Below are 25227 nucleotides of genomic sequence, written 5' to 3'. Positions count from 1 at the left end.
TTCGGGCATTGCCCATGCCCGTTGGACCTTCAGGACAGTCGCTTGAGAAGCACCGCAGACGCGACCGGACGGGCGCCCGCCTTGGCGACCCCGTCGGCCACCTCTCGGTCGGTGGAGGCGACGATGACCGGACGGCCCGGCGGCTCCGCGCGCACGAGCTGGCGGATCAGCTCGTCCGCCGTGACACCCGGCTTGGAGAACAGCACCCGCACCCCGCGCGGGGGCGCGAGCAGCACCGGCGCGGCCAGTTCGGCGCCGTCGAAGACACACGTCACCTCGGCGCCGGTCTGCGCGGCGAGCGCCGAGAGCTGGCCGAGCAGCCTCAGGCGCTGCTTCTCCAGCGGCATCTGCGGATAGCCGGTCTTGGTGACGTTGTAGCCGTCGACCACCAGGTGCGCCTGCGGCAGCGCGAGCAACTGGTCGAGGATGGCCGGATCGTTTTCGGACAGGGCGCGGGCAGCGATGTCCTTCGGTGTCATTCGTCCCGGTTCGACCGCGTCCACGGTCTCGGCGGGGCGCACGGACACGGGCGGCAGGGCGAGTTCGCGCCGCAGCCCCTGGGTCGCGTCCAGCAGGGTGTCCAGCAGCAGCCGTACCCGCATGTCCTCCACGCTGCGGCCCTCGCGCGCCGCCCGGCGGGCGGCCTCAAGGGCCCCCTCGGCTTCGCTCAGGCGTGCCTTGAGCCGCCGGGACTCGCTCTCGGCGGCCGACACCTGGGTCTGCGCCTCGGCCCGTACGGCGTCGATCTCGCCGTGCGCCTTGCGCAGTGCGGCCTCGCCCCGCTTTACGTCACTGAGGGCCGCACGCAGCTTACGGTGAAGCGATTCCGCTTCCTTCTTCGCCGACTCCAGCTCCGCGCGCAGCCGTTCGGTCTCGGCGCGGGTCTGGTCGCGGGCCTGGGCCAGCTCGGCGCGGAGCCGCTCCAGCTCGGCCCGGCTCTCCTCGTCGGCGCGCTCGGCGTCCGCGCGCTGGGCCTCCTCGCCGGCCGCGGTGACCAGCTTCACCCAGCCCGCCGGGCGCAGTACGTAGGCCGCGGCCGCCACGTCGAGCGGGTCCGCGGCCGGGGGCGGGGAGCCGGAGTCGAGGGCGCCGGTGAGTTCCGGCTGGGCCTCTCTGAGCTTCTCCCCGATCCGCTGCCGGAACAGCGGATCGGTCTCCAGCGCCGCCGCCATCGCATTACCGGCGAACTTCGCCCGGCGATTGGGGGCGAACCGGGCGTACTGCCGCAGCTGTGCGGGCAGTTCCGTCACGGTCAGGCCGCCGAAGCCGTCCGAGACGATCTGCACGACCCGTCGGCGCACGCCGTCGGGCAGCGGACGGTCAAGCACCTCAGCGGTACCGTCGCCCGGCCCCCCGCCTGCGGTCTCCACCATCCGTCACACCCCACTACGTCACTTCTTCGGGGCCGCTCCGCTCAGGAGTCGGCACCCGGCCTGTCCACGAGTTCCACCTGGTCCACCGCGTTGCACCAGCGGCAGCGCACCGACTCGATGGTCTCACTGACCACCTCGCGCTCCTCCACCTTCGGCTCTCCGGCAAGATCGAGATGGACGTACTCGACGACCTTCGAAGAACGGGTCACGTCGAACCGGGTGAGGTTGCCGCACAGGGTGCAGCGCCATCGGGTCGTCGCGGTCGGCAGGGGAACCGTCATCGTGGCTGTCCGCTTCCTTGTCGTTGTCGCTCGGTGTGGCTCGGTGTCGATCGGTGTCGCTCGTGCTCGTATCCGCGCCGCCGGCCGACGCGTGTGGCCGTAACCCTACGGCCTGGCGGGGACTCGCCGCTGGTCCGTCCGCAGGGCCTGTCCGGCGGATCCTGTCGCCGACGCGGGGTATGGCGCGTACTCCCCCACTGCGTCAAGGGCGTGGGGGCACCCCCGGCGGCGTTGTCCTCACTCGCCGAGTCCCCCACGCTCGCCTTCACTCCCCCGCCCTGCGGCTGCCCGCACCATACCCGCTCACCTGCACCGACAAGGCGGCGCACGACCCTGCGACCTGATCCGCCGGACAGGCCCCGGCGGCGAGGCGGTCTGTCAGCCTGCGTCCCGTTACGTCATGCTCTGTGTTCATGATCAGCGCGTGGAGCACGGCGACCGGCAGGGCCCTCAGAGCGATCCGGAGCACATCGGCACCCCTGACATACGGCCTCATCGCCCTGTGCTGCGTGCTCTTCGTCCTGGGCCCGGCCTCGGGTCTCACACCCGGATACGGCACCGGGGACGCCCTGCTCGCCGCGCAGCGGGCGTACTTCCGGCGCTGGGGCGTGGTCCCGGCCGAGCTGTTCGCCCGGCCGGTGCGCGAGGCCCTGACCCCCGCCACGGCCCTGTTCTTGCACGGCAGCTGGGTGCATCTGCTCGGCAACATGCTCTTCCTCTTCGTCTTCGGCGCGATGACCGAGGAACGGATGGGCCGGGTCGAGTTCACCCTCTTCTACGTCGGCTGCGGATATCTGGCCCTGCTGGGCTACGCGGCCGCCAATGCCACCTCCGAGCAGTCGCTGGTCGGCGCCTCCGGGGCGATCTCGGCGGTCCTCGGAGCGTTCCTCTACCTGTTCCCCCGCGCCCGCGTCACCAGTCTTCTGCCGTTCCTGTTCTTCCTGCCTCTCAGGTTCCCCGCGTGGGTCGTGCTGCCGTTCTGGGCGGCCCTGCAGTGGGCGGCGGCCGAGCAGACCTCCGACGGCCCCGGGGTGGCGTATCTGGCCCACCTGGTCGGCTTCGGGCTGGGCTTCGGCTACGCGTGGGTGCGCTACGGCCGTGCGGCTAGAGTGAAGTGCGCCCCAGCTCCGGCACCCGAGGGAGAGAACCAGCCGTGATCACCGCGATCGTCCTCATCAAGACCAGCGTGGACCGGATCCCCGAGATCGCGGAGCAGATCGCTTCGCTGGAATCGGTGAGCGAGGTTTTCTCCGTCACGGGTACGTATGACTTGATCGCGATGGTCAGGGTGCGGCAGCACGATGATCTCGCCGATGTCATCCCCGGGCGGATCAGCAAGATTCCCGGGGTGGAGGGGACGGACACGCACGTCGCGTTCCGTACGTACTCCCAGCATGACCTGGAGGCGGCGTTCTCCATCGGGCTGGAGTCGTAGAGCCTCTACGTCTGCGGGGCGCTGCCCCTGAGGCCGGTCTGGATCACACCGCCGGGACGCAGCGGCCGTCCTCCGTCCTGTACGTCCACTTCGCGCCCTCGGTCACCAGTTCCTTCACGGCGTTGACGAAGCGTTCCACGTGCTCGTCGGGGGTGCCCGCGCCGAAGCTCACGCGGATGGCGTTGAGGGACTTCTCGCCGGGGGCCGCCTCGGGGGCGCCGCACTCGCCCTGGGCCTGGGGGTCGCTGCCGAGCAGGGTGCGGACCAGGGGATGGGCGCAGAAGAGGCCGTCACGGACGCCGATGCCGTACTCGGCGGAGAGCGCGGCGGCGAAGTGGGAGCTGTTCCAGCCGTCCACGACGAAGGAGATCACGCCCACGCGCGGGGCGTCGTCCCCGAAGAGGGACAGCACCTTCACCTGGGGGACGGCGGCCAGGCCCGCACGGACCTTGGTGATCAGGTGCTGCTCGCGGGCGACCAGGGTGTCCCAGCCGGCCTCGGTGAGCGCCTTGCAGGCCGACGCGATGGAGTAGGCGCCGATCACATTGGGCGACCCCGCTTCATGCCGCGCGGCACTCTCGTGCCACTCCACGTCCACGCCGCCGTCCTGACGCCGGGTCACCTTGCGGCTGGCGCCGCCGCCCGCGAGGTACGGCTCGGCCGTGCGCAGCCAGTCGGCACGGCCGGCCAGGACGCCGGCGCCGAAGGGGGCGTACAGCTTGTGGCCCGAGAAGGCGACCCAGTCGACGTCCAGATCGCGGATGTCGAGCGGGTGGTGCGGGGCGAGCTGGGCGGCGTCGAGGACGATCCGGGCGCCGTGCGCGTGCGCCGCGGCGGCCAGTTCGCGCACCGGCCACAGCTCGCCGGTGACGTTGGAGGCGCCGGTGACGCAGACCAGGGCCGGGCCGTGGGGGTTCCGGTCGGCGAGGGCCCGCTCCAGGGTCGCCACGGCCTGCCGTGGGGTGCGGGGGGCGTTGAGGTAGGTGACGTGCGCGTCCTGCCAGGGCAGCAGGGAGGCGTGGTGCTCGGTCTCGAAGACGAAGACCTGGCAGTCGACGGGGAGCGTGCGGGCCAGCAGGTTCAGGGAGTCCGTGGTCGAGCGGGTGAAGATCACCTGGTCGTCGGCGCGGCAGCCGAGGAACTCGGCGACCGCCTTGCGGGCGTTCTCGAACAGGTCGGTGGAGAGCTGCGAGAGGTAGCCGGCGCCGCGGTGGACGCTGCCGTAGTACGGCGCGTAGGCGGCCACGTCGTCCCAGACGCGCTGCAGGGCGGGGGCGCTGGCCGCGTAGTCGAGGGCCGCGTAGGTGACCTCGCCGCCGGTGACGAGCGGGACGGTGACATCCCGGCCCAGAACGGGCAGCGGGGCGCAAACGGACTGGTCGGCGGCAGCGGTGAAGACGGACATGGGTGAACTCCCGTAGGGCAAGGCGGAATCGCCGTGCGAGCGGGCATGGCTCAAGCACGGGGATGAAGAGAAAAGGGGTATGCGGAGGCGGGGCTCTGCGGCCCTATCGCATTCGCTTGCTCACGGAAGGCTCCCTCGACGACCAGGACCCCTGGTCCCGCGCTCCATCAGCAGCGCGCGAGGGGTCCGCGCTTGCCGTAGACCTCGCTGCCTACGACCTGGTCTTCACCCGGGGCACCCCGCCACGGACGGAGGGTTGCCGGACAGCCGGCCGGGGCCGAATGACTGTCGCTCATGACCTGGCTCGTATCCTGCCATACGATCTTCGACGCGCAAGGCGCAGTCCGCCATCTGGACTGCGCCTCGCGTCACACCCCGCCGGTGTCAGCGGTTGGTGGCTGCCACCCACCGCTCCAGCGTCCGCTTCGCCGCACCCGAGTCGACCGACTCTGCGGCTCTGGCCATGCCTGCCCGGAGCTGGTCGGCGAGCGAGGCGTCCGTCGGCTGGAGGGCCACCAGGGCCGCCGCCGAGTTCAGCAGGACCGCGTCCCGAACCGGGCCCTGCTCGCCGTCCAGCAGACGGCGGGCGACCTCGGCGTTGTGGGACGGGTCGCCGCCGCGCAGCGCCTCCACGGGGACCAGCTCGATGCCGACCTCCCGCGGGTCGAAGCGCTCCTCGGTGACCTTGCCGTCCCGGACGACCCAGACATGCGACGTGGACGTCGTCGTCAGCTCGTCCAGGCCGTCGTCGCCGCGGAAGACCAGCGAGGAGTTGCCGCGCTCGGCGAGCACGCCCGCGACGATCGGCGCCTCCTCGGCGACGGCCACGCCGACCGCCTGGGCCCGCACCTTGGCCGGGTTGGTCAGCGGACCGAGCAGGTTGAACACCGTCCGGATGCCCAACTGACCGCGTGCGGCGCCCACATGGCGCAGCGCGGGGTGGAACTTCACCGCGAAGCAGAAGGTGATGCCGGCTTCCTCCGCGACCTCGGCCACCCGCCGGGGCGGCAGGTCGAGGTTGACGCCCAGCTTCTCCAGGACGTCGGAGGACCCGGAGGCGGAGGACGCGGCGCGGTTGCCGTGCTTCACGACCTTCGCGCCCGTACCGGCGACGACGAGCGACGACATCGTGGAGATGTTCACGGTCTTCGCGCCGTCGCCGCCCGTGCCGACGATGTCGACGGTCCGGCCGGGCACCTCGATCACGTTCGCGTGCTCGTACATCGTGCGGACCAGACCGGTGATCTCCCGCACCGTCTGCCCCTTGGCCCGCAGTGCCACCGCGAACCCGGCGATCTGCGCGTCGGTCGCCTCGCCGCGCATGATCCGGTCCATCGCCCACGCGGTGTCGTCGGCGGACAGGTCCTGGCCGTTCAGCAGGCCGTTCAGCAGGGCGGGCCAGGAGCGGCCCGCCGTGGTGTCGCCTCCAGCGGGGGTCACAGCGCTCATAGCCGCTCCTGGGTGTCGTACCTGCGAAATCAGGTGGTGGATCCCACCCTATCGGCCGCCCGGCACAGCGAAGGGCCCCGTCCGGGAGTCGGACGGGGCCCTTCAGCGTGGCGTGGCGACGCGGGGATCAGTGGTGGCCGTGGCCGCTCGTGATCTCCTTGTACTCCTCGACGGTCGGCTTCGGGATCTGGCTGTCCTCGCCGTAGTAGGCGTTGGACAGCTTCACCCGGAGCTTCTCGGTGGCCGGCACCTTGCGCTCGACACCGTTCTCGTCGACCGTCGGGCCGATCTCGGCCGGCTCGTACTGGTGGTGAGCCGTGAGGGTGTGCAGCTGCTCCTGGCTGAGCGGCTCGTGCACCTCGATGAACTCACCGTGCGGCAGGCGCTTGATGATGCCGGTCTCGCGACCGTGCAGCACCTTGTCCTTGTCGCGGCGCTGCAGGCCGAGGCAGATCCGCTTGGTGATGATGAACGCGACGACCGGTCCGACGAAGAAGCCGATCCGGACGAACCAGGTGACGGCGTTGATCGACAGGTGGAAGTGGGTGGCCCACAGGTCGTTGCCACCGCCGACCAGGCCGATCATGTAGACCGTCACCCAGGCGACACCGAATCCGGTACGGGTCGGGGCGTTGCGCGGGCGGTCCAGGATGTGGTGCTCGCTCTTGTCGCCGGTGACCCAGGACTCGATGAACGGGTAGACCGCGATCGCCACCAGGACGAGGCCGAAGAGCACCAGCGGGATGAACACGCCCAGGACGAGCGTGTGACCCCAGAAGTTGATCTCCCAGCCCGGCATGTAGCGGATCAGACCCTCGGCGAAGCCCATGTACCAGTCGGGCTGGGCGCCGGTGGACACCTGGTCCGGACGGTAGGGGCCCATGGCCCAGATCGGGTTGATCTGGGCGACCGCCGCGATGGCCGCGATGACACCGAAGACCAGGAAGAAGAAGCCTCCGGCCTTGGCCATGTAGACCGGCAGCAGCGGCATGCCGACGACGTTCTTCTCGGTCTTTCCGGGACCCGCGAACTGCGTGTGCTTGTGGTAGAAGACCAGGATCAGGTGCGCCACCATCAGGCCGAGCATGATGCCCGGCAGCAGCAGGATGTGGATCGAGTAGAACCGGGCGACGAAGTCGTGACCGGGGAACTCGCCGCCGAAGAGGAACATCGAGATGTACGTGCCGACGATCGGCATGGACAGGATCGCGCCCTCGGTGAAGCGCACACCGGTGCCGGAGAGCAGGTCGTCCGGGAGCGAGTAACCGGTGAAGCCGGTGAACATGCCCAGGACGAACAGCAGGAAGCCGAACAGCCAGTTGATCTCACGCGGCTTGCGGAACGCGCCGGTGAAGAACACGCGCATCATGTGCACGAACATGCCGGCGAGGAAGATCAGCGCGGCCCAGTGGTGGATCTGCCGGACCAGCAGACCACCGCGCACGTCGAAGGAGATGTGCAGGGTCGAGTTGAACGCCTCGGACATCAGCTGTCCCTGGAGCGGGACATAGCTGCCGTGGTACTCCACCTCGTTCATCGACGGGTGGAAGAACAGCGTCAGATAGACACCCGTCAGGATGATGATGATGAAGCTGTACAGGCACACTTCGCCCAACATGAACGACCAGTGGTCGGGGAAGATCTTGCGCATGTTGGCCTTGGCCAGGGAGTAGATCCCGAGCCGGCCGTCGGCCCAGTCGGCGATGCGCTCGCCGGCCGGTGCCTTCCCGCGAGAGCGGGGCGTCTCGTTCGCTGCAGTACTCATCCGCGCTCCCAGAATGCAGGACCGACGGGCTCCTCGAAGTCGCCGAGCGCCTGGAGGTAACCCTCACTGTCCACACCGATGCGCAGCTGCGGCAGGGCGTGGCCGGCGGGGCCGAAGATCACTCGGGCGCCGTCGGAGAGGTCGAAGGTGGACTGGTGGCACGGGCACAGCACGTGGTGTGTCTGCTGCTCGTACAGCGAGATCGGGCAGCCGACGTGGGTGCAGATCTTGGAGAAGGCCACGATGCCTTCGTGCGACCAGTCGAGCTCGCGCTTGTCCTTGATGTTGTCCGGCTGCAGCCGGACGATCATCAGTGCGGCCTTGGCGATGTCGTTCTGGAACTCCTCGTCCGTCTCCTCCAGCCCGTCGGGCTTGGCGAAGGTGAGCGAGCCGACCATGACGTCCTCGGGACGCAGCGGCTGGTTGGTGTTCATGTTGACCAGGCGCTTGCCCTTGGCCCACAGGGTGTGGCGGAGCTTGGTCCCGGGCGCCGGGCCGAGGCCGCCGAGCAGCATGACGCCGGAGAGCGGCACCAGCGCCAGCGCGCCGAACATCGTGGTGCGGATCAGCTTGCGGCGGCCGAACGCCGACTCCTTGGCACCCTGGCGGAAGTCCTCGTGGACCTTCGCGCGGACCTCGGGCGAGGCCGCGATGGCGTGCCGGTCGTCGGCGACCTCCACGTCGGACATCAGGGTGCGGGCCCAGTGGACCGCGCCCGCGCCGATGCAGAACAGCGCCACGCCGAGGGTCAGACCCAGCGTGAAGTTCATCGCGCTGATGTGGCCGATCGGGAAGACAAAGATCGACTTGTCGTTCGGGATCACCAGGTACGCGACGATGAAGGCGATGGTGGCCAGCATCGACACCGTGAACAGCAGGGCGACCATGCGCTCGGACCGCTTGGCGGCCCGCTCGTCGGTGTCCTGGATCCGGTGCTCGTGGGGCGGCAGCCCCGGGTCGGCGAACGGGTTCTGCTCGTCCGCGACCGCTACCGCGCGGTGCTCTTCGGCCTGCTCAGCGGGCAGGTTCTCTTCTGGAATGTCTTGGCTACTCATGACTTCTTGGCCTTTGCGGTCCGAGCGGCGACCCAGACGGCGACCGCGATCAGCGCGCCCAGGCCGAAGATCCAGCCGAACAGACCCTCACTGACCGGCCCGAGGCCGCCCAGCGACAGACCGCCCGGGTTCTCCGTCTTGTCGCCGTTGACCGCGTTCAGGTACGCGATGATGTCCTTCTTGTTCTTCGAAGACAGCGTGGTGTCGGGGAAGGACGGCATGTTCTGCGGGCCCGTCTGCATGGCCTCGTAGATGTGCTTCGGGGCGACCCCCGACAGGTCCGGCGCGTACTTGCCCTTGGTCAGGGCGCCGCCCTTGCCGACGAAGTTGTGGCACTGCGCGCAGTTGGTGCGGAACAGCTCGCCGCCCTTGGCGATGTCCGCGCCGTCGGGGCCGTACTGGTCCTTGGTGGGCACGCTCGGGCCGGCGCCCAGCGAGGCGATGTAGGCGGCGAGCTGGTCGATCTGCGTCTGGTTGTAGACGACCTTCTTGCGCGGGACCTGGGCGCCCTGCGAGGTGGCCGCGGGCATACGGCCGGTGCCGACCTGGAAGTCAACGGCCGCGGCACCCACGCCGACCAGGCTGGGCCCGTCGGAGGAGCCCTGGCCACCGGTGCCGTGGCAGCTGGCGCAGCCGACCTCGTAGAGCTTCTTGCCCTCCTTGATGGTCAGGGACTGGGCGGAATCATCGGCCTGCGCCTTGCTCGCGGGCGCGAACGCGGCGTACAGCCCCCCAGTGGCCGCCAGCGCGAGGAGTAGGACGACGACCGCCGCCAGCGGATGGCGTCGTCGTGCGGAGAGCTTTTTCACGGATTACCCCGGTGTCAGGATCTTCTGCGTCGGTGCTTCTGGATGTGCGGGAGCCGGTCCCGGCTACTTGATCAGGTAGATCGTGGCGAAAAGGCCGATCCAGACCACATCGACGAAGTGCCAGTAGTAGGACACGACGATGGCGGCGGTCGCCTGCTCGTGAGTGAACCTCTTGGCCATGTAGGTGCGGCCGAGGACCAGCAGGAAGGCGATGAGACCGCCCGTCACGTGCAGGCCGTGGAAGCCGGTGGTCAGGTAGAACACCGAGCCGTACGGGTCGGAGGAGAGCGAGATGCCCTCGTCCTTCACCAGGCTCGTGTACTCGTAGATCTGACCGCCGATGAAGATCGCACCCATGATGAAGGTGAGGATGAACCACCCACGGAGCTTCTTCACGTCACCGCGCTCGGCCGCGAACACGCCGAGCTGGCAGGTGAGCGAGGAGAGCACCAGGATCGTGGTGTTCGTCGCGGAGAAGGGCACATTGAGCGCCTCGGCCATGTGCTTCCAGTGCGCCGGACCCGTCACCGATCGCAGGGTGAAGTACATCGCGAAGAGGGCCGCGAAGAACATCAGCTCGGAACTCAGCCAGATGATGGTTCCGACGCTGGTGAGGTTCGGCCGGTTGACCGACGGGTGCGCGTGCCCGGTTTCTACTGTCGTTGCTGTCGCCACGACCGACATTATGTCGGTCGCTTATCCCGCCCTCACTCCGGGGGGTGCCGTTCGGAGTGTTGCTGCCCGCCGAACCGGTGTTGACGTGGTGTTCAGGGGGACTTCGACGGGAGTAACATCCGCCCCGAACGGCCCTGTCCTTCCCGTCCGTACGACGCTGACGTCCCGGAGGAACCATGCAGCCGACCGCCACGGTGCTGGTCTACAGCGACGATTCCAACACCCGCGAGCAAGTACGGCTGGCCACCGGCCGTAAGCCGGCTTCCGATGTTCCCTTTGTCGAGTTTGTGGAGTGCGCGACGCCCGAGGCGGTTCTGCGTGAGCTGGACCGGGGGGGTATCGATGTGTGCGTACTCGACGGCGAGGCCGTGCCGATGGGGGGTATGGGGGTGTGCCGGCAGATCAAGGACGAGGTGTTCAACTGTCCGCCGGTGCTGCTGCTGATGGGGCGGCCGCAGGATGCGTGGCTGGCCACGTGGAGCCGGGCCGACGCGGCTGTGACGTTGCCGGTGGATCCCGTGGAGTTCGCCTCGGCCCTCGCTTCTCTGCTCCGTCAGAAGAGGTTGCTGAGCGCCTGGTAGCCCGGGGCGTGGGGCTTCGTGCGCGGGTGCGGGCCGGTGAGGGGTTCTCGCTCCCGCGCGGCGGAGCCGCACGGCGGTACAGCCCCGCGCCCCTGAGGCCGGTCAGAGCGCTGCCGGCCGCAGGCGTACCGTGTTCGCCTCTGCGGAAGTGGCCGACGAGGCGGCGGTCAGGGCGCTGCCCGTGCGCCATTTCTTCCAGTCGAGGTTCCAGTCGCCGAAGCCGTTGCCGAAGGGTTCCATCTGCCGGCCGTTGGAGTTGACGACCTTGACGATGTCGCCCTCACGGACGGCCTTGAAGAACCACTCGGCGTTCGCCGTGCTCATGCCGGTGCAGCCGTGGCTGACGTTCGCGGAGCCCTGCGAGCCCACGGACCAGGGCGCCGCGTGGACGAACTCGCCGGACCAGGTCACCCGGGTGGCCCAGTACACCATCAGGTCGTAGGAGTCGGAGGTGCCCGCGGCGATGCCGACCGTGGTACCACGCATGCGTACGAAGTACTGCTTGGCCAGGATGACCTTGACGCCGTTACGGGTCTCCCAGCCGGGCCTGCCGGTGGTGACGGGGAGCGTTCTGATCGCCGCGCCGTTCTTGTAGACCGTCAGCTGGTGCGCCGCGGCGTCCGTGACGGCCTCGACCCGGTCCCCCGTGGTGATCGTGAGCGGCTGGGACCTGCCGCCCCACAGCCGGTCACCGATCTTGAGGCCGTCCAGGTTGCTGTGCACCGTGATGGTGGCGTGGGTCGGCCAGTAGTCCTTGGGCCGGAAGTGGAGTTCCTTGCCGTTCACCCAGTACCAGGCGCCCTGCACGGCCGGCGTGGACTCCACCCGGAGGGCGTTCTCCACGAGGGCGCGCTGCGCCTTGTCCTTGACCTCCTGGTCGAGTTGGGCGGTGATGGGCTGTCCGACGCCGTACTCGCCCGCGTCCGGCCCGAAGGTGACGGTCAGTCGCTTCCTGTTCGTGGGCGCGCTGGTGTCGAACGTGAGGACCTTGCGGCCGCGTGCGCCGTCCTCGTCCTCGGTGCTCACCGTGACCGTGTAGTGGGCGTTGGCGGCCAGCGGGGCGGTGCTGTGCCACCGGCTGCCGTCGGCGGCGAGTTCGCCCGCCACATAGCGCCCTGTGGCGTCCTGGGTGGTGACGTCGGTGATCCGGTCGTCGTCGCTGTTGGCGGTGATCTCCAGGGGCTTGTCCGGGTCAGCCCGCTTTCCCGCCTCGGTGGGGCCGTTGAAGGAGATCAGGCCCGCTGCGTCGTACGGCTTGGCCGACAGGGGGTTGCCGTCCGAGCCGCAGGCGGTGACGCCCGCGCCGAGTGCGGTCACCAGCAGGGTGCAGCCGACGACGGTACGGGTCCGCGGTGTGTGGTTCATACGATCACGCTATGAGGCACAGACCTCACCGGCGCGACAGGTAATCCGTTCGAGTTATCGACACTACGGCAGAGAGACGACAGCGGACGGGTGACCCGGCAGGTGGGTCACCCGAAAGGCCGGAAGCCCGGACCCCCCTGATGGAGTGTCCGGGCTTCCGGTGCATGTGCTCGTGTGTTACTGGGTGCGGTTCTCACCGTGGTAGTACTCGAACACCCAGCCGAACAGGCCGACCACGATGAACGGGGCCGAGAAGTAGATCAGCCACCAGCCGACCGCGATGCTGAGGAAGGCGATCGCACCGCCGAAGCCCAGCATGAGCGGCTGCCAGCTGTGCGGGCTGAAGAAGCCCAGCTCGCCCGCGTCGTCCGCGACGTCGGCCTCCTTGTCGTCCTGGGCGCCCGCGTCGACCCGCCGGGCGGTGAAGCCCAGGTAGAAGCCGATCATGACGCTCAGGCCGAAGGCCAGGAAGAGCGCGGTGGTACCGGCCGGCTCCTTCGACCACACGCCATACACGATGGCCATGATCAGGATGAAGACGCTCAGCCAGATGAACATCCGACCCTGGATCTTCACTTGCCGGCCTCCTTGCTGCCCGCGATGGCGGTGCCGTGACCGGCGTACTCGAGCTGCTCGAGCGCGGCGATCTCAGGGTGGTGCAGGTCGAACGCCGGGGATTCGCTGCGGATCCGCGGCAGGGTGGTGAAGTTGTGGCGCGGGGGCGGGCAGGAGGTCGCCCACTCCAGCGAGCGGCCGTAGCCCCACGGGTCGTCGACCTCGACCTTCTTGCCGTACTTGGCCGTCTTCCACACGTTGTAGAGGAACGGCAGGATCGACAGGCCGAGCAGGAAGGAGCTGATGGTCGAGACCGTGTTCAGGGCGGTGAAGCCGTCGGCCGCCAGATAGTCGGCGTAACGACGCGGCATGCCCTCGGCGCCCAGCCAGTGCTGGACCAGGAAGGTGCCGTGGAAGCCGATGAACAGCGTCCAGAAGGTGATCTTGCCGAGACGCTCGTCCAGCATCTTGCCGGTCATCTTCGGCCACCAGAAGTGGAAGCCGGAGAACATCGCGAAGACGACCGTACCGAAGACCACGTAGTGGAAGTGGGCCACCACGAAGTACGAGTCGGAGACGTGGAAGTCCATCGGGGGCGAAGCCAGGATGACACCGGTCAGACCACCGAACGTGAAGGTGATCAGGAAGCCGGTCGCCCAGAGCATCGGCGTTTCGAAGGACAACGAGCCCTTCCACATCGTGCCGATCCAGTTGAAGAACTTCACACCGGTCGGGACGGCGATCAGGAAGGTCATGAAGGAGAAGAACGGCAGCAGCACACCACCGGTGACGTACATGTGGTGCGCCCACACCGTCACGGACAGACCGGCGATCGCGATGGTCGCGGCGATCAGGCCCATGTAGCCGAACATCGGCTTACGCGAGAAGACCGGGATCACTTCGGAAATGATGCCGAAGAACGGCAGCGCGATGATGTACACCTCTGGGTGTCCGAAGAACCAGAAGAGGTGTTGCCACAGCAGGGCGCCGCCGTTTGCCGCGTCGAAGATATGGGCGCCGAACTTGCGGTCCGCCTCCAGCGCGAGCAGCGCGGCGGCCAGCACCGGGAAGGCGAGCAGGACCAGGACACCGGTCAGCAGCACGTTCCACACGAAGATCGGCATGCGGAACATGGTCATGCCCGGAGCGCGCATGCAGATGATCGTGGTGATGAAGTTGACCGAGCCGAGGATGGTGCCGAAGCCGGACATGGCCAGACCCATGATCCACATGTCGGCGCCGACGCCCGGGCTGCGGACCGCGTCCGACAGCGGCGAGTAGGCGAACCAGCCGAAGTCGGCCGCACCCTCGGGGGTGAGGAAGCCGCCCACCGCGATGAGCGAGCCGAACAGGTACAGCCAGTAGGCGAACATGTTCAGCCGCGGGAAGGCCACGTCGGGCGCGCCGATCTGCAGCGGCATGATCCAGTTCGCGAAACCGGCGAACAGCGGCGTCGCGAACATCAGCAGCATGATCGTGCCGTGCATCGTGAACGCCTGGTTGAACTGCTCGTTCGACATGATCTGCAGGCCCGGCCGGGCCAGCTCGGCGCGCATGAGCAGCGCCATCACGCCACCGATCAGGAAGAACGCGAACGACGTCGCCAGATACATCGTCCCGATCGTCTTGTGGTCGGTGGTCGTCAGCCACTTCACCACGACATTGCCGGGCTGCTTGCGCCTGACCGGCAGCTCGTCCGCGTACGAGCCTTCAGCCGCCGCGGCACCCTGGGGTTCGTTGAGGATGCTCACAGGTTGTTCGTCTCCCGGTTCTTCTCGTGGCTCGTCTGCGCGATGCCGGCGGGAATGTAACCGGTCTGCCCCTTCTTGGCGAGGTCCTTGAGGTGCTGCTCGTACGCCGCCGGGGAGACGACCTTCACGTTGAACAGCATCCGGGAGTGGTCGACGCCGCAGAGCTCGGCGCACTTGCCGAGGAAGGTGCCCTCATGGTTGGGGGTCACCTGGAACGAGTTGGTGTGGCCCGGGATCACGTCCATCTTCATCAGGAACGGCACCACCCAGAAGGAGTGGATGACGTCACGAGAGGTGAGGACGAAGCGGACCGTCTTGCCCTTGGGGAGCCAGAGCGTCGGACCGGGGTTGCCCGTCTGCGGGTTCTTCGTGGCGGGCGTACCGGCGTCGTAGACACCGCCGGCGTTCGCCGGGAAGTCCTTCTTGAACCGGTCCGGAATGGCGTCCAGGTTCTTGTCGGTCTTCGCGTCGCCGGGGACACCGGGGACGTTCTCGACGTAGTTGAAGCCCCAGCTCCACTGGTAGCCGACCACGTTGACCGTGACGTCGGGCTTCTTGGAGAGGTCCAGGAGCTTCGACTCGTCCCGGGCCGTGAAGTAGAACAGCACCGAGATGATGATGATCGGGACCACCGTGTACAGGGCCTCGATCGGCATGTTGTACCGGGTCTGCGGAGGAACCTCGACCTTGGTGCGGCTGCGCCGGTGGAAGAAAGCACTCCACAAGATCAGGCCCCACACCAGCACGCCGGTGGCCAGCGCGGCAGCCCAGGAGCCCTGCCACAGGGAGAGGATCCGCGGAGCCTCTTCCGTGGTCGGGGTGGGCATGCCAAGGCGGGGGAAGTCCTTGTATGTGCAACCGGTAGCGGTCGCCAGGACCAGGCCCGCGGTCAGTGCCTGCAGCAGCTTCCGCCGCATCGGGCGCCGCGGCGAGCGGTCGGAGCCGTTGGGACTCACGTAGCGCCTTCCCGAGAGTCTCGCCCGCGCGGTCGGCTGCGGCCTTCTCGCTGGTCGGTCGCCGCCCTGCGGCGGGCAGGGGTTTGGATGTTTATGCGGACCAAACCCTAGCCGACGCCCTCCGGGGGTTCGCGGGGAGGGGGGCATACGCGCTACGGGTCACTCGAAAGCGCCTAGGAGCCCGGGTGGTTTCGGTGCGTTTGCGACTGCGGTCGGGTGGGAGGTTCTCGCGCAGTTCCCCGCGCCCCTCAGGGTGTTGCCCCTGCCGGAAGTCTTAACGTTGCCCTGTGTCCTACTTCGACGCTGCCTCCGCCGCACCCCTCCATCCCGTCGCCCGTCAGGCGCTGACGGCCTCCTTGGACGAGGGATGGGCGGACCCTGCCCGACTCTACCGGGAGGGACGCAAGGCCCGGATGCTGCTGGACGCCGCCCGGGAGGCGGCTGCCGAAGCCGTCGGCTGCCGGGCCGACGAGGTGGTGTTCACCTCGTCCGGAACGCGGGCCGTACATACGGGCATCGCGGGCGCGTTGGCCGGGAGGCGGCGGGTGGGGCGCCACCTCATCGTGTCGGCGGTCGAACACTCCTCGGTACTCCATTCGGCGGAGGTGTTCGAGGCGGACGGCGGAACGGTGACCCGGGTGCCGGTGAACCGGGCCGGTGCCGTGGACCCGTCCGGCTATGCGGACGCCCTCCGTCCGGACACCGCGCTGGCCGTCCTGCAGTCGGCCAACCACGAGGTGGGGACCGTACAGCCGGTGGCCGAGGCGGCCGAGGTGTGCCGGGCCGCCGGCGTGCCGCTGCTGGTGGACGCGGCGCAGTCGCTGGGGTGGGGGCCGGTCGAGGGTGCCTGGTCGCTGCTGACGGCCAGCGCGCACAAGTGGGGCGGGCCGTCCGGGGCCGGGCTGCTCGTCGTACGCAAGGGTGTGCGGTTCGCCGCCCAAGGCCCGGCGGACGAGCGGGAGTCGGGGCGGGCGCCCGGGTTCGAGAACATTCCGGCTGTCGTGGCGGCCGTCGCCTCGCTGCGCGCGGTGCGGGCCGAGGCGGCCCAGGAGGCGGTACGGCTGCGGGAGCTGACGGAGCGGATCCGGGCGCGGGTGCCGCGGCTGGTGCCGGATGTGGAGGTCGTCGGCGACCCCGAGCGGCGGCTGCCCGGGATCGTCACCTTCTCCTGCCTCTACGTCGACGGCGAGGCGCTGCTGCACGAACTGGACCGCGAGGGCTTCTCGGTCTCCTCCGGCTCCTCGTGCACGAGCAGCACGCTGACGCCCAGCCATGTCCTGAAGGCGATGGGCGTGCTGAGCGAGGGCAACGTCCGGGTGTCCCTGCCGATGGGGGCCGCCGAGGAGGATGTGGAGCGGTTCCTGGAGGTGCTCCCGGGGACCGTGGCGGGCCTCCGCGAGAAGCTGGGCACACCGGCCCCCGAGACGGCCGTACAAGCCGGGGAACTCGTCGTCGACTCCCTCGGCAAGCGCTGCCCGATCCCGGTCATCGAACTGGCCAGGGCGTTCGGTGACGTACCGGTGGGCGGCACGGTCCGGGTCCTCTCCGACGACGAGGCCGCCCGCCTGGACATCCCGGCGTGGTGCGAGATGCGGGGACAGGAGTACGTCGGAGAGGAGCCGGCGGACAAGGGAACGGCATACGTGGTCCGCCGGGTGAGGTGACCGGCCTCAGGGGCGCTCAGCCCAGGTGAGCCTGAACCTCCCGGGCGGCGTCATCGCCGTAGGCCTTGGTGAACCGCTCCATGAAGTGCGCCCGCCGCAACTGGTACTCCTGCGTCCCCACGGTCTCGATGACCAGCGTCGCGAGCATGCAGCCCACCTGGGCGGCACGCTCCAGCGAGACACCCCACGCCAGTCCCGACAGGAACCCGGCGCGGAAGGCGTCGCCCACACCCGTGGGGTCGGCCTTGCGCTCCTCCTCGGCGCAGCCGACCTCGACCGGGTCCTCGCCGGCCCGCTCGACGCGTACACCGCGCGAGCCGAGCGTGGTGACGCGGTGGCCGACCTTGCCCAGGATCTCGGCGTCGCTCCAGCCGGTCTTGGTCTCGATGAGGCCCTTCTCGTACTCGTTGGAGAACAGGTACGTCGCCCCGTCCAGCAGGACGCGGATCTCGTCGCCGTCCATCCGGGCGATCTGCTGGGAGAAGTCCGCGGCGAAGGGGATCGCGCGGGAGCGGCACTCCTCCGTGTGGCGGAGCATCGCCTCCGGGTCGTCGGCTCCGATGAGGACCAGGTCGAGCCCGCCCACGCGGTCGGCGACGGTCTTCAGCTCGATGAGGCGGGCCTCGCTCATCGCGCCGGTGTAGAACGAGCCGATCTGGTTGTGGTCGGCGTCGGTGGTGCACACGAAGCGGGCGGTGTGCAGGGTCTCGGAGATCCGGACCGACTCGGTGTCCACACCGTGCCGGTCGAGCCAGGACCGGTACTCGTCGAAGTCGGCGCCGGCGGCACCGACCAGGATCGGCCGGGTGCCGAGCTGGCCCATGCCGAAGGCGATGTTCGCGGCGACGCCACCGCGGCGCACGTCCAGATTGTCGACCAGGAAGGAGAGCGAAACCGTGTGCAGCTGGTCCGCGACGAGTTGGTCGGCGAAACGGCCGGGGAAGGTCATGAGGTGGTCGGTGGCGATGGAGCCGGTGACTGCGATGCGCACGACGGGAAATCTCCTGCGGGAGGCGGGATTGACAGTTCACGCTACCCGGTCGGCCGTCGGCGCTGTAGGTGGCGAAAATACCCGATAGTAGATCTTTCTTCGCGGCCTTGAGCAGGCTTACGGTGCGTTCATGACGAATCTCAGATTCCGCTCCGCCGACCCGGCCGAGTCCGAGGGCGACCTCGCCGCGCTGCGCGGTGACTGCGCCCGGATGGCTCCGCACTGGAGGGTTCCCGAGCACTCCGCGTCCCGGCCGGTGCCGCCGTCACTGATCCACGGGGTGACCGTGCCGGCGAAGTCCGCGCGGCTGCTGGACGCGATGTCCGACTACGGCGACTGACGCGCGAGCACGTTGCGCAGGGAACCGCACGCTCCCCTCCCGCGTCCCATCGCCGTCCTCCACACGGGGGATGCGGGATACGACCAGCGAGGAGCGATGCGGTGAACACCGAGGGACCTGAGAACCGCGAGCACCCCGAGGGCGCCGAGCATGCCGGGAGCGCCGCGAGCCGGGAGAGTACGGCGGACCTGCCGGGTGGACGGCGCCGGTCGAGGCTTGCCGTCCTCTCCGTCGCCGCGGCCGTGCTGCTGGTCGGCGGTGGGGGTGCCTACCTCGCGGCAGGCAGCGGCGCGGGCGGTCGTACGGACGGCCCCGGGACGGCGGGCGGCGGTGCCACTCCCCCGCCGCTCGCCCTGGACGGCTTCGGCCGCGGCACGGGCGGCATCGCTCCGGGCGAGCCGGACCCGTACGGCGCGACGTATGTGGCCGCCGGCGAGCTGCCGGCCGGTCCCGGCTCCGCACCGGTGTACGCGCCCAAGGGCGAGGTCGGCAAGGACGCGGTGGCCCGGCTGGCCAAGGCGCTCGGCGTCGACGGCACGCCGGTGGCCCAGGGGTCGGTCTGGCGGGTCGGCGGCCAGGACGGCTCCGGGCCGAGTCTGCAGGTGAACCGGGACGCGCCGGGAAGCTGGACCTTCAGCCGGTATGCGCCGGGCACCGACGACTGCAAGAAGGGTGTCCTCTGCACGCACGACCCGATGGCCCCCGCCGGCACCCCGGTGAGCGTGGCGAAGGCGACCGCGGCCGCCGCTTCGGTGCTGAAGGCGGCCGGGCTGGACGACGCGAAGATCGACGCGAGCCAGGTCATGGGCGCCCAGCGGGTGGTCAACGCCGAGCCGGTGGTCGGCGGGCTGCCGACGTACGGCTGGACGACCGGCCTGACCGTGGACAAGCAGGGCGAGCTGGTCGGCGGGCACGGGCTGCTCGGGGCGCCGGTGAAGGGCGACACGTATCCCGTGCTGAGCGCCGCGAAGACGCTGAAGCTGATGAACGCGGCGCCGAAGGACGACCACCGGATGGGGATCGGCGGCTGTACCAGTGGCATGCCGCTGAAGGACCGGCTGGAGCAGCCCTGCACCGGCTCCACCGGGGTGCCCGAGCAGGGGGCGGACCGGGTCACCGTGGCGAAGGCGGTGTTCGGGCTGGCCGCGCACTCCGTCGCCGGGCGGCAGACGCTGGTGCCGTCCTGGCTGTTCGAGGTGCGGGAGCCTGCGGGCCAGGGCGCGTCCACGGTGACGTATCCGGCGGTCGATCCCCGCTACCTGGCCTCGGCGACGACTCCCTCCGGCGGGACGAGCACGGCGCCGAAGCCGCACAGCGTGCGGGTGACCGGCTACACGGCCGACGACCGGGAGCTGAAGGTGAGCTTCTACGGCGGGGTGTGCGCCGACTACAAGGCCTCGGCGAAGGAGAGCCGCGACCGGGTGACCGTGACCGTCACCGAGCGGCCCTGGCCGGACAAGGTGTGCGTACTGATCGCCAAGGAGTACGTGAAGACCGTACGGCTGGCTGCGCCGCTCGGCGGACGGACCGTGGTCGGCGACGACGGCGCCCGCATCCCCCAGGCCAAGCCGGGCTCGCTGCGGCCGGATGCGTCGGCGCAGGCTCGTTGACCCCGCCGCGTACGACGGCCTCCAGGCGTACGCCGAAGGCGGCGGCCCCCGTGCAGGGAGCCGCCGCCTTCGGCAGACCTTTGGACCGTGGCCGGCGGCCACCGGTCCCTCGGCTCAGCTGAAGGAGTCGCCGCAGGCGCAGGAGCCGGTCGCGTTCGGGTTGTCGATCGTGAAGCCCTGCTTCTCGATGGTGTCCACGAAGTCGACGGTGGCGCCGCCCAGGTACGGAGCGCTCATCCGGTCCGTGACGACCTTGACCCCGCCGAAGTCCTTCTCCACGTCGCCGTCGAGCGAGCGCTCGTCGAAGAAGAGCTGGTAGCGCAGGCCGGAGCAGCCGCCGGGCTGGACGGCGACACGCAGCGCGAGGTCGTCGCGGCCTTCCTGGTCGAGCAGGGCCTTGACCTTGGCCGCGGCGGCGTCGGTCAGGATGATGCCGTCGGTGACGGTGGTGGTCTCGTCCGATACGGACATCTACATCTCTCCCGGGTTGTACGGAGACTGCTTGCCGACGAGTGCAACCGGCGCTTCCGCGGATTCATTCCGGGCCGGGCAGTCGCGTTGTCGCGTTTTGCTTCCGCTTTCATGCTCGCACATGCCCTACGGAGTCGGCAGCGGCCTGTGGAGGGACCTGAGCGGGATTCACGTCACATCGACGTTATGGCCATCGTCAAAGTGACGTGAACCAGTTATGATAGATAGCGTCAGTTAGACGAAAAGTAGAAAGGGTGCGTGTCGTGACCACCGCCCAGACCCCGGAGCTCGACGTGCAGCCGACTCCGCTCGCCCTGCTGCTGCTCGGCCGTGAGGCCGACCCGAAGAGCGAGCGGGGCGTCGAGTGCCCCGGCGACCTGCCTTCGCCGTCCGACCCGGACCTGGTCGCACGCGCCCGCGCGGCCAAGGAGAAGCTCGGCGACAAGGTGTTCGTGCTCGGCCACCACTACCAGCGCGACGAGGTCATCCAGTTCGCGGACGTCACGGGCGACTCCTTCAAGCTGGCCCGGGACGCGGCCGCGCGCCCGGAGGCCGAGTACATCGTCTTCTGCGGTGTGCACTTCATGGCCGAGTCGGCGGACATCCTCACCTCCGACGGCCAGAAGGTCGTCCTGCCCGACCTCGCCGCCGGCTGCTCGATGGCCGACATGGCGACGGCCGAGCAGGTCGCGGAGTGCTGGGACGTCCTGACCGAGGCCGGGATAGCCGAGCAGGTGGTCCCCGTCTCGTACATGAACTCCTCCGCCGACATCAAGGCGTTCACCGGCAAGCACGGGGGCACCATCTGCACCTCGTCCAACGCCAAGCGGGCGCTGGACTGGGCCTTCGAGCAGGGCGAAAAGGTGCTGTTCCTGCCCGACCAGCACCTGGGCCGCAACACCGCCGTCCGCGACATGGGCATGTCCCTGGACGACTGCGTGGTCTACAACCCGCACAAGCCGAACGGCGGGCTCACCGTGGAGCAGCTGCGGGCCGCGAAGATGATCCTGTGGCGGGGTCACTGCTCGGTGCACGGCCGCTTCAGCCTCGACTCGGTCAGCGACGTGCGCGCCCGCATCCCCGGGGTGAACGTCCTGGTCCACCCGGAGTGCAAGCACGAGGTCGTGGCGGCGGCGGACTACGTCGGCTCGACCGAGTACATCATCAAGGCCCTGGAGGCCGCCCCGGCCGGCTCGAAGTGGGCCATCGGCACGGAGCTGAACCTGGTCCGCCGGCTGGCGAACCGTTTCGCGCCCGAGGGCAAGGAGATCGTCTTCCTCGACAAGACGGTCTGCTTCTGCTCGACCATGAACCGCATCGACCTGCCCCATCTGGTCTGGGCGCTGGAATCCCTGGCCGAGGGCAACCTGGTCAACCGGATCGAGGTCGACAAGGAGACGGAGGCGTTCGCCAAGCTGGCGCTGGAGCGGATGCTCGCGCTTCCGTAGTCAGCGGCACGCACGAAGGGCCGGGTTCTCGTCGAGAACCCGGCCCTTCGTCATGACCGTCAGACTCCGGCCGGCTCCAGGACCTTCTCCGCCTTCGTCTCCTTCTTCGCCGCCCGCTTCTTCGCCCGGCGCTCCTTGCGGAGCTCCAGCATCGCGTAGAGCGTCGGGACCAGGAGCAGGGTCAGCAGGGTCGACGTGATCAGGCCGCCGATGACGACCACCGCGAGCGGCTGGGCGATGAAGCCGCCCTCGCCGGTGACGCCCAGCGCCATCGGGAGCAGGGCGAAGATCGTCGCCAGGGCCGTCATGAGGATCGGCCGGAGCCGGTGCCGGCCGCCCTCGATCACGGCCTCGACCACGCCGTAGCCCTGCCCTCGGTACTGGTTGATCAGGTCGATCAGCACGATCGCGTTGGTCACCACGATGCCGATCAGCATCAGCATGCCGATCATCGCCGGGACGCCCATGGGGGTGCCGGTGGCGACCAGCAGGCCGATCGCGCCCGTCGCCGCGAACGGGATGGAGACCAGCAGGATCAGCGGCTGGGCCAGCGAACGGAAGGTCGCGACCAGCAGCATGAAGACGATCGCGATCGCCGCCAGCATGGCCAGGCCCAGGTTCTTGAACGCGTCGTTCTGGTCCGACGTGACGCCGCCGATCTCGGCCTTCGCGCCGGCCGGCAGCTTCAGCTCCTTGATCTTCGACTGGAGCTCGGTGCTGATCGCACCCGTGTTGTCACCGGTCGGCTTGGCCGTGATGGTCGCTGCCCGCCGGCCGTCGATCCGGGTCAGCGACACCGGGCCGTCCACCAGCCGCACCGTGGCGATGTCGCCGAGCTTCACCGGGCCGAGGCGCAGCGCCTTCAGCTGGGCCAGCGTGGTCGCGGGCCTCGCCGAGCGGACCACGACATCGCGCTCGGTGTCGTCGAGGATCGCCTTCGCCGCCGTCGTACCGCGCACGGACTGCGCGACCGCGGCGCCCAGCTTCTGGTCGTCGAACCCAGCTGCGGCCGCCTTGGCGTTGGCCTTCACCGAGATCCGCGGCACGCTGGTCGCGAGGTCGCTGGTGACGTCCGTGACGCCGTCCAGGCCGGCGACCGTGGAGCGGACCTGCTCCGCCGCCGTGCTCAGCGCCTGCGGGTCGGACGCCTTGACCACCACGCTCAGGTTCTGGTTGCCGAAGCCGTCACCGGCCGACACGGTGGTCGTGCCGATGCCCTGGAGCTTCTTCAGGCCGTCCTCGAGGTGCTTCTGCACCTTGTCGTACGACTTCGAGTCCTTCAGCATCACCTGGTACGACGCCTGGTTGGTGTCGGTGCCGCCGCCGAAGGCCGCCATGAAGCCGGAGGAGCCGACGGTGACCTGGTAGTCCTTGACGCCGTCGGTGGAGGCGAGCAGCTGCTCCACCCGCTTCGCCTGTCTGTCGGTCTCGGCGAGGCTCGTGCCCGGCTTCAGCTCCTGCTTGACGGTGATGACCTGCTGCTCGCCCTGGTCGAAGAAGTTGGTCTTCAACAGGCCGCCCATGCCGAAGGTGACCACCAGGACGACGATCGCGATCAGCACGCTGGTGAGGCGGCGGCGCGTGGCGAAGCGCAGAACGGGGACGTAGGCGCGCTGGAGGCGGCTGTTCGCCTCCTTCTCCTCGGCCCGGCGACGAGCCTCCGCCGCGTCCTCGGGGGTGCCCTTCGGGGCGCGCAGGAACCAGTACGACAGAACCGGGACGACCGTCAGCGACACCAGCAGGGAGGCCAGCAGGGCCGCCGTCACCGTGATGCTGAACGAGCCGAACAGGGCGCCCACCATGCCGCCGACCAGGCCGATCGGCAGGAACACGGCGACCGTGGTGAGGGTGGAGGAGGTGACCGCGCCGGCCACCTCGCGCACCGCGTTCAGGATCGCGTCCTTGCGCTCCTCGCCGTAGCCGAGGTGCCGCTTGATGTTCTCCAGGACCACGATCGAGTCGTCGACGACGCGGCCGATGGCGATGGTCAGCGCGCCGAGCGTGAGCATGTTCAGCGACAGGCCGCGCGTCCACAGCACGATCAGGGCGAGGACGACGGACAGCGGGATGGACACGGCCGTCACCAGCGTCGAGCGGATCGACGCGAGGAAGACCAGGATGACCAGGACCGCGAAGAGCAGGCCGAGCGCGCCCTCCGTGGTCAGGCCCGTGATGGACTTCGAGACGGCCGGGCCCTGGTCGCTGACGACCGTGAGCTGCGCGCCGGAGCCGAGCTGCTCGCGCAGGTCGGGCAGCTTGTCCTTGACCGCGCTGGAGATGGTGACCGCGCTGCCGTCGTGGTCCATGGTCACGTTGACGGCGAGGCTGGGCCGGCCGTCGGTGCGGGTGATGGAGTCGGCCGGGGCCGGCTGCTCCTTGACGGTGGCCACATCACCGAGGCGTACGGGCTTGCCGCCGCCCTCGCCGGTGACCATCAGGTCCTGGATCTGCCCCAGCGAGGTGAAGCCGCCGCCGACCTGGACGGTGCGGTTGGCGCCGTTCTCGTCGAAGGAGCCGGCCGGGACGGTCGCGCCGCCGGCCTGCAGGGCCTGGCCGAGCGCGGCGGGGGTGAGGCCCGCCCGGGCGAGCTCGGCGTCGTCCGGGGTGACCGTGACCTGGACGTCACGCACGCCCGTGACCTGTACGCGGCCGACGCCGGAGATGTCCTTCAGCGCCGGTACGACGGTCTTGTCCAGCTGGTCGGCGAGGGCCTGCTGGTCCTTGTCGGAGGTGACGGCGAGGACCACGGTCGGCATGTCGTCGGTGGAGCCGGAGACGACCTGCGGATCGACGTTGTCCGGGAGCTGGTTGCGGGCCCGGTTCACGGCCTGCTGCACGTCGGAGACGATCTGCTTGGTGTCGTTGCCGTAGTCGAAGGACGCCATGATCACGGCGTTGCCCTCACTGGCGGTCGAGGTGACGCCCTTGACACCGGAGACGCCCTGGAGGTTGTTCTCGATCGGCTCGACGACCTGCTTCTCGACCACATCGGGCGAGGCGCCCCGGTACGGCGCGATCACCGACACCATGGGCAGGTTGATGGTGGGCAGCAGCTGCTGCTTGATCTGGGGTATCGCGATCAGCCCGAAGACGAGCGCGACGAGCGACATCAGGCCTGTCAGGGCCCGTTGCCGGAGGCTGAATCTCGACAGCCAGGACATGGATCAGGGTCTCGTTTCTGTGAGCGGCAGACCCTCTCACCCTGAGCCATCCCGGACGGCCGATCCGTCGGCCCTGGGTCCATTTCC

22 protein-coding genes and 1 riboswitch are annotated in these 25227 nt (G+C 69.3%); of the genes, 7 read left to right on the top strand and 15 right to left on the bottom strand.

The window, feature by feature from the left end:
- Window positions 1–29 precede the first annotated feature (29 nt).
- Both M878_RS80535 and M878_RS80530 read right to left on the bottom strand, forming a co-directional pair.
- On the bottom strand, window positions 30–1373 hold the full coding sequence (locus M878_RS80535) for an NYN domain-containing protein (RefSeq protein WP_023551370.1): 1344 nt from the start codon (window positions 1371–1373) through the stop codon (window positions 30–32).
- A gap of 41 nt (window positions 1374–1414) precedes the next feature.
- A complete protein-coding gene (locus M878_RS80530; RefSeq protein WP_009309707.1) occupies window positions 1415–1654 on the bottom strand; it encodes a hypothetical protein in 240 nt (79 codons plus the stop codon).
- 413 nt (window positions 1655–2067) lie between these two features.
- Here M878_RS80530 and M878_RS80525 point away from each other — a divergent pair, with 413 nt between their 5' ends.
- A complete protein-coding gene (locus M878_RS80525; protein WP_031226341.1) occupies window positions 2068–2811 on the top strand; it encodes a rhomboid family intramembrane serine protease in 744 nt (247 codons plus the stop codon).
- A complete protein-coding gene (locus M878_RS80520; protein ID WP_023551367.1) occupies window positions 2808–3089 on the top strand; it encodes an Lrp/AsnC family transcriptional regulator in 282 nt (93 codons plus the stop codon). The genes M878_RS80525 and M878_RS80520 overlap by 4 nt, the downstream gene beginning before the upstream one ends.
- Before the next feature lie 43 nt (window positions 3090–3132).
- Here M878_RS80520 and M878_RS80515 read toward each other — a convergent pair whose 3' ends face one another.
- From M878_RS80515 to ctaE, 6 genes are all read right to left on the bottom strand, one after another.
- On the bottom strand, window positions 3133–4494 hold the full coding sequence (locus M878_RS80515) for an aminotransferase class V-fold PLP-dependent enzyme (protein ID WP_023551366.1): 1362 nt from the start codon (window positions 4492–4494) through the stop codon (window positions 3133–3135).
- Between the two features lie 183 nt (window positions 4495–4677).
- Window positions 4678–4794, bottom strand: a riboswitch (SAM riboswitch).
- Between the two features lie 84 nt (window positions 4795–4878).
- Window positions 4879–5943 carry an anthranilate phosphoribosyltransferase gene (trpD, locus tag M878_RS80510; protein WP_023551365.1) on the bottom strand — a complete coding sequence of 355 codons (1065 nt, stop codon included), beginning with the start codon at window positions 5941–5943 and terminating at the stop codon, window positions 4879–4881.
- Window positions 5944–6070: 127 nt separating this feature from the next.
- Window positions 6071–7708 (bottom strand): cytochrome bc1 complex cytochrome b subunit, encoded by a 1638-nt coding sequence (qcrB, locus tag M878_RS80505; RefSeq protein ID WP_023551364.1) that lies wholly within the window; start codon window positions 7706–7708, stop codon window positions 6071–6073.
- Window positions 7705–8763 (bottom strand): cytochrome bc1 complex Rieske iron-sulfur subunit, encoded by a 1059-nt coding sequence (qcrA, locus tag M878_RS80500; protein WP_023551363.1) that lies wholly within the window; start codon window positions 8761–8763, stop codon window positions 7705–7707. Before qcrA ends, qcrB begins: the two co-directional genes overlap by 4 nt.
- Window positions 8760–9572 carry a cytochrome bc1 complex diheme cytochrome c subunit gene (gene qcrC, locus M878_RS80495; protein ID WP_023551362.1) on the bottom strand — a complete coding sequence of 271 codons (813 nt, stop codon included), beginning with the start codon at window positions 9570–9572 and terminating at the stop codon, window positions 8760–8762. Before qcrC ends, qcrA begins: the two co-directional genes overlap by 4 nt.
- Before the next feature lie 63 nt (window positions 9573–9635).
- Complete coding sequence (gene ctaE / locus M878_RS80490) at window positions 9636–10256, bottom strand: aa3-type cytochrome oxidase subunit III (protein WP_023551361.1); 621 nt, start codon at window positions 10254–10256, stop codon at window positions 9636–9638.
- Window positions 10257–10423: 167 nt separating this feature from the next.
- Between ctaE and M878_RS80485 the strand changes: the two genes are divergently transcribed.
- Window positions 10424–10828, top strand: a complete 405-nt coding sequence (locus M878_RS80485) for a response regulator (RefSeq protein ID WP_023551360.1) — start codon at window positions 10424–10426, stop codon at window positions 10826–10828.
- A gap of 102 nt (window positions 10829–10930) precedes the next feature.
- Here M878_RS80485 and M878_RS80480 read toward each other — a convergent pair whose 3' ends face one another.
- The 4 genes from M878_RS80480 to ctaC form a co-directional block, all read right to left on the bottom strand.
- On the bottom strand, window positions 10931–12193 hold the full coding sequence (locus M878_RS80480; protein ID WP_023551359.1) for a L,D-transpeptidase: 1263 nt from the start codon (window positions 12191–12193) through the stop codon (window positions 10931–10933).
- Window positions 12194–12370: 177 nt separating this feature from the next.
- Window positions 12371–12769: a cytochrome c oxidase subunit 4 gene (locus M878_RS80475; protein WP_023551358.1), complete on the bottom strand. Its 399-nt coding sequence runs from the start codon at window positions 12767–12769 to the stop codon at window positions 12371–12373.
- Complete coding sequence (gene ctaD / locus M878_RS80470; protein WP_023551357.1) at window positions 12766–14499, bottom strand: aa3-type cytochrome oxidase subunit I; 1734 nt, start codon at window positions 14497–14499, stop codon at window positions 12766–12768. The genes M878_RS80475 and ctaD overlap by 4 nt, the downstream gene beginning before the upstream one ends.
- Window positions 14496–15455: an aa3-type cytochrome oxidase subunit II gene (gene ctaC, locus M878_RS80465; RefSeq protein WP_031226339.1), complete on the bottom strand. Its 960-nt coding sequence runs from the start codon at window positions 15453–15455 to the stop codon at window positions 14496–14498. The genes ctaD and ctaC overlap by 4 nt, the downstream gene beginning before the upstream one ends.
- Window positions 15456–15742: 287 nt before the next feature.
- Between ctaC and M878_RS80460 the strand changes: the two genes are divergently transcribed.
- Entirely contained in the window at window positions 15743–17119 is a 1377-nt protein-coding gene (locus tag M878_RS80460) for a cysteine desulfurase/sulfurtransferase TusA family protein (RefSeq protein WP_023551355.1), read from the top strand.
- A 16-nt stretch (window positions 17120–17135) separates the two neighbouring features.
- On the opposite strand, the gene M878_RS80455 is transcribed toward M878_RS80460, so the two are convergent.
- A complete protein-coding gene (locus M878_RS80455; protein ID WP_023551354.1) occupies window positions 17136–18110 on the bottom strand; it encodes a carbohydrate kinase family protein in 975 nt (324 codons plus the stop codon).
- 130 nt (window positions 18111–18240) lie between these two features.
- Here M878_RS80455 and M878_RS80450 point away from each other — a divergent pair, with 130 nt between their 5' ends.
- Together M878_RS80450 and M878_RS80445 are read left to right on the top strand one after the other, a co-directional pair.
- Window positions 18241–18450 carry a hypothetical protein gene (locus M878_RS80450; RefSeq protein ID WP_023551353.1) on the top strand — a complete coding sequence of 70 codons (210 nt, stop codon included), beginning with the start codon at window positions 18241–18243 and terminating at the stop codon, window positions 18448–18450.
- A gap of 101 nt (window positions 18451–18551) precedes the next feature.
- Complete coding sequence (locus M878_RS80445; protein ID WP_023551352.1) at window positions 18552–20060, top strand: hypothetical protein; 1509 nt, start codon at window positions 18552–18554, stop codon at window positions 20058–20060.
- A 114-nt stretch (window positions 20061–20174) separates the two neighbouring features.
- Here M878_RS80445 and M878_RS80440 read toward each other — a convergent pair whose 3' ends face one another.
- Window positions 20175–20531: an iron-sulfur cluster assembly accessory protein gene (locus M878_RS80440; protein ID WP_023551351.1), complete on the bottom strand. Its 357-nt coding sequence runs from the start codon at window positions 20529–20531 to the stop codon at window positions 20175–20177.
- 263 nt (window positions 20532–20794) lie between these two features.
- Between M878_RS80440 and nadA the strand changes: the two genes are divergently transcribed.
- Window positions 20795–21979, top strand: a complete 1185-nt coding sequence (gene nadA / locus M878_RS80435) for a quinolinate synthase NadA (RefSeq protein ID WP_031226338.1) — start codon at window positions 20795–20797, stop codon at window positions 21977–21979.
- Window positions 21980–22038: 59 nt separating this feature from the next.
- On the opposite strand, the gene M878_RS80430 is transcribed toward nadA, so the two are convergent.
- Window positions 22039–25140, bottom strand: a complete 3102-nt coding sequence (locus tag M878_RS80430) for an efflux RND transporter permease subunit (RefSeq protein ID WP_023551349.1) — start codon at window positions 25138–25140, stop codon at window positions 22039–22041.
- Window positions 25141–25227: the final 87 nt, after the last annotated feature.

This window comes from Streptomyces roseochromogenus subsp. oscitans DS 12.976, from assembly GCF_000497445.1.
In the GTDB taxonomy this organism is placed as follows: domain Bacteria; phylum Actinomycetota; class Actinomycetes; order Streptomycetales; family Streptomycetaceae; genus Streptomyces; species Streptomyces oscitans.
The sequence above is the reverse complement of the archived record's forward strand: the minus strand, read 5'-3'. Positions and strand labels throughout refer to the sequence as shown.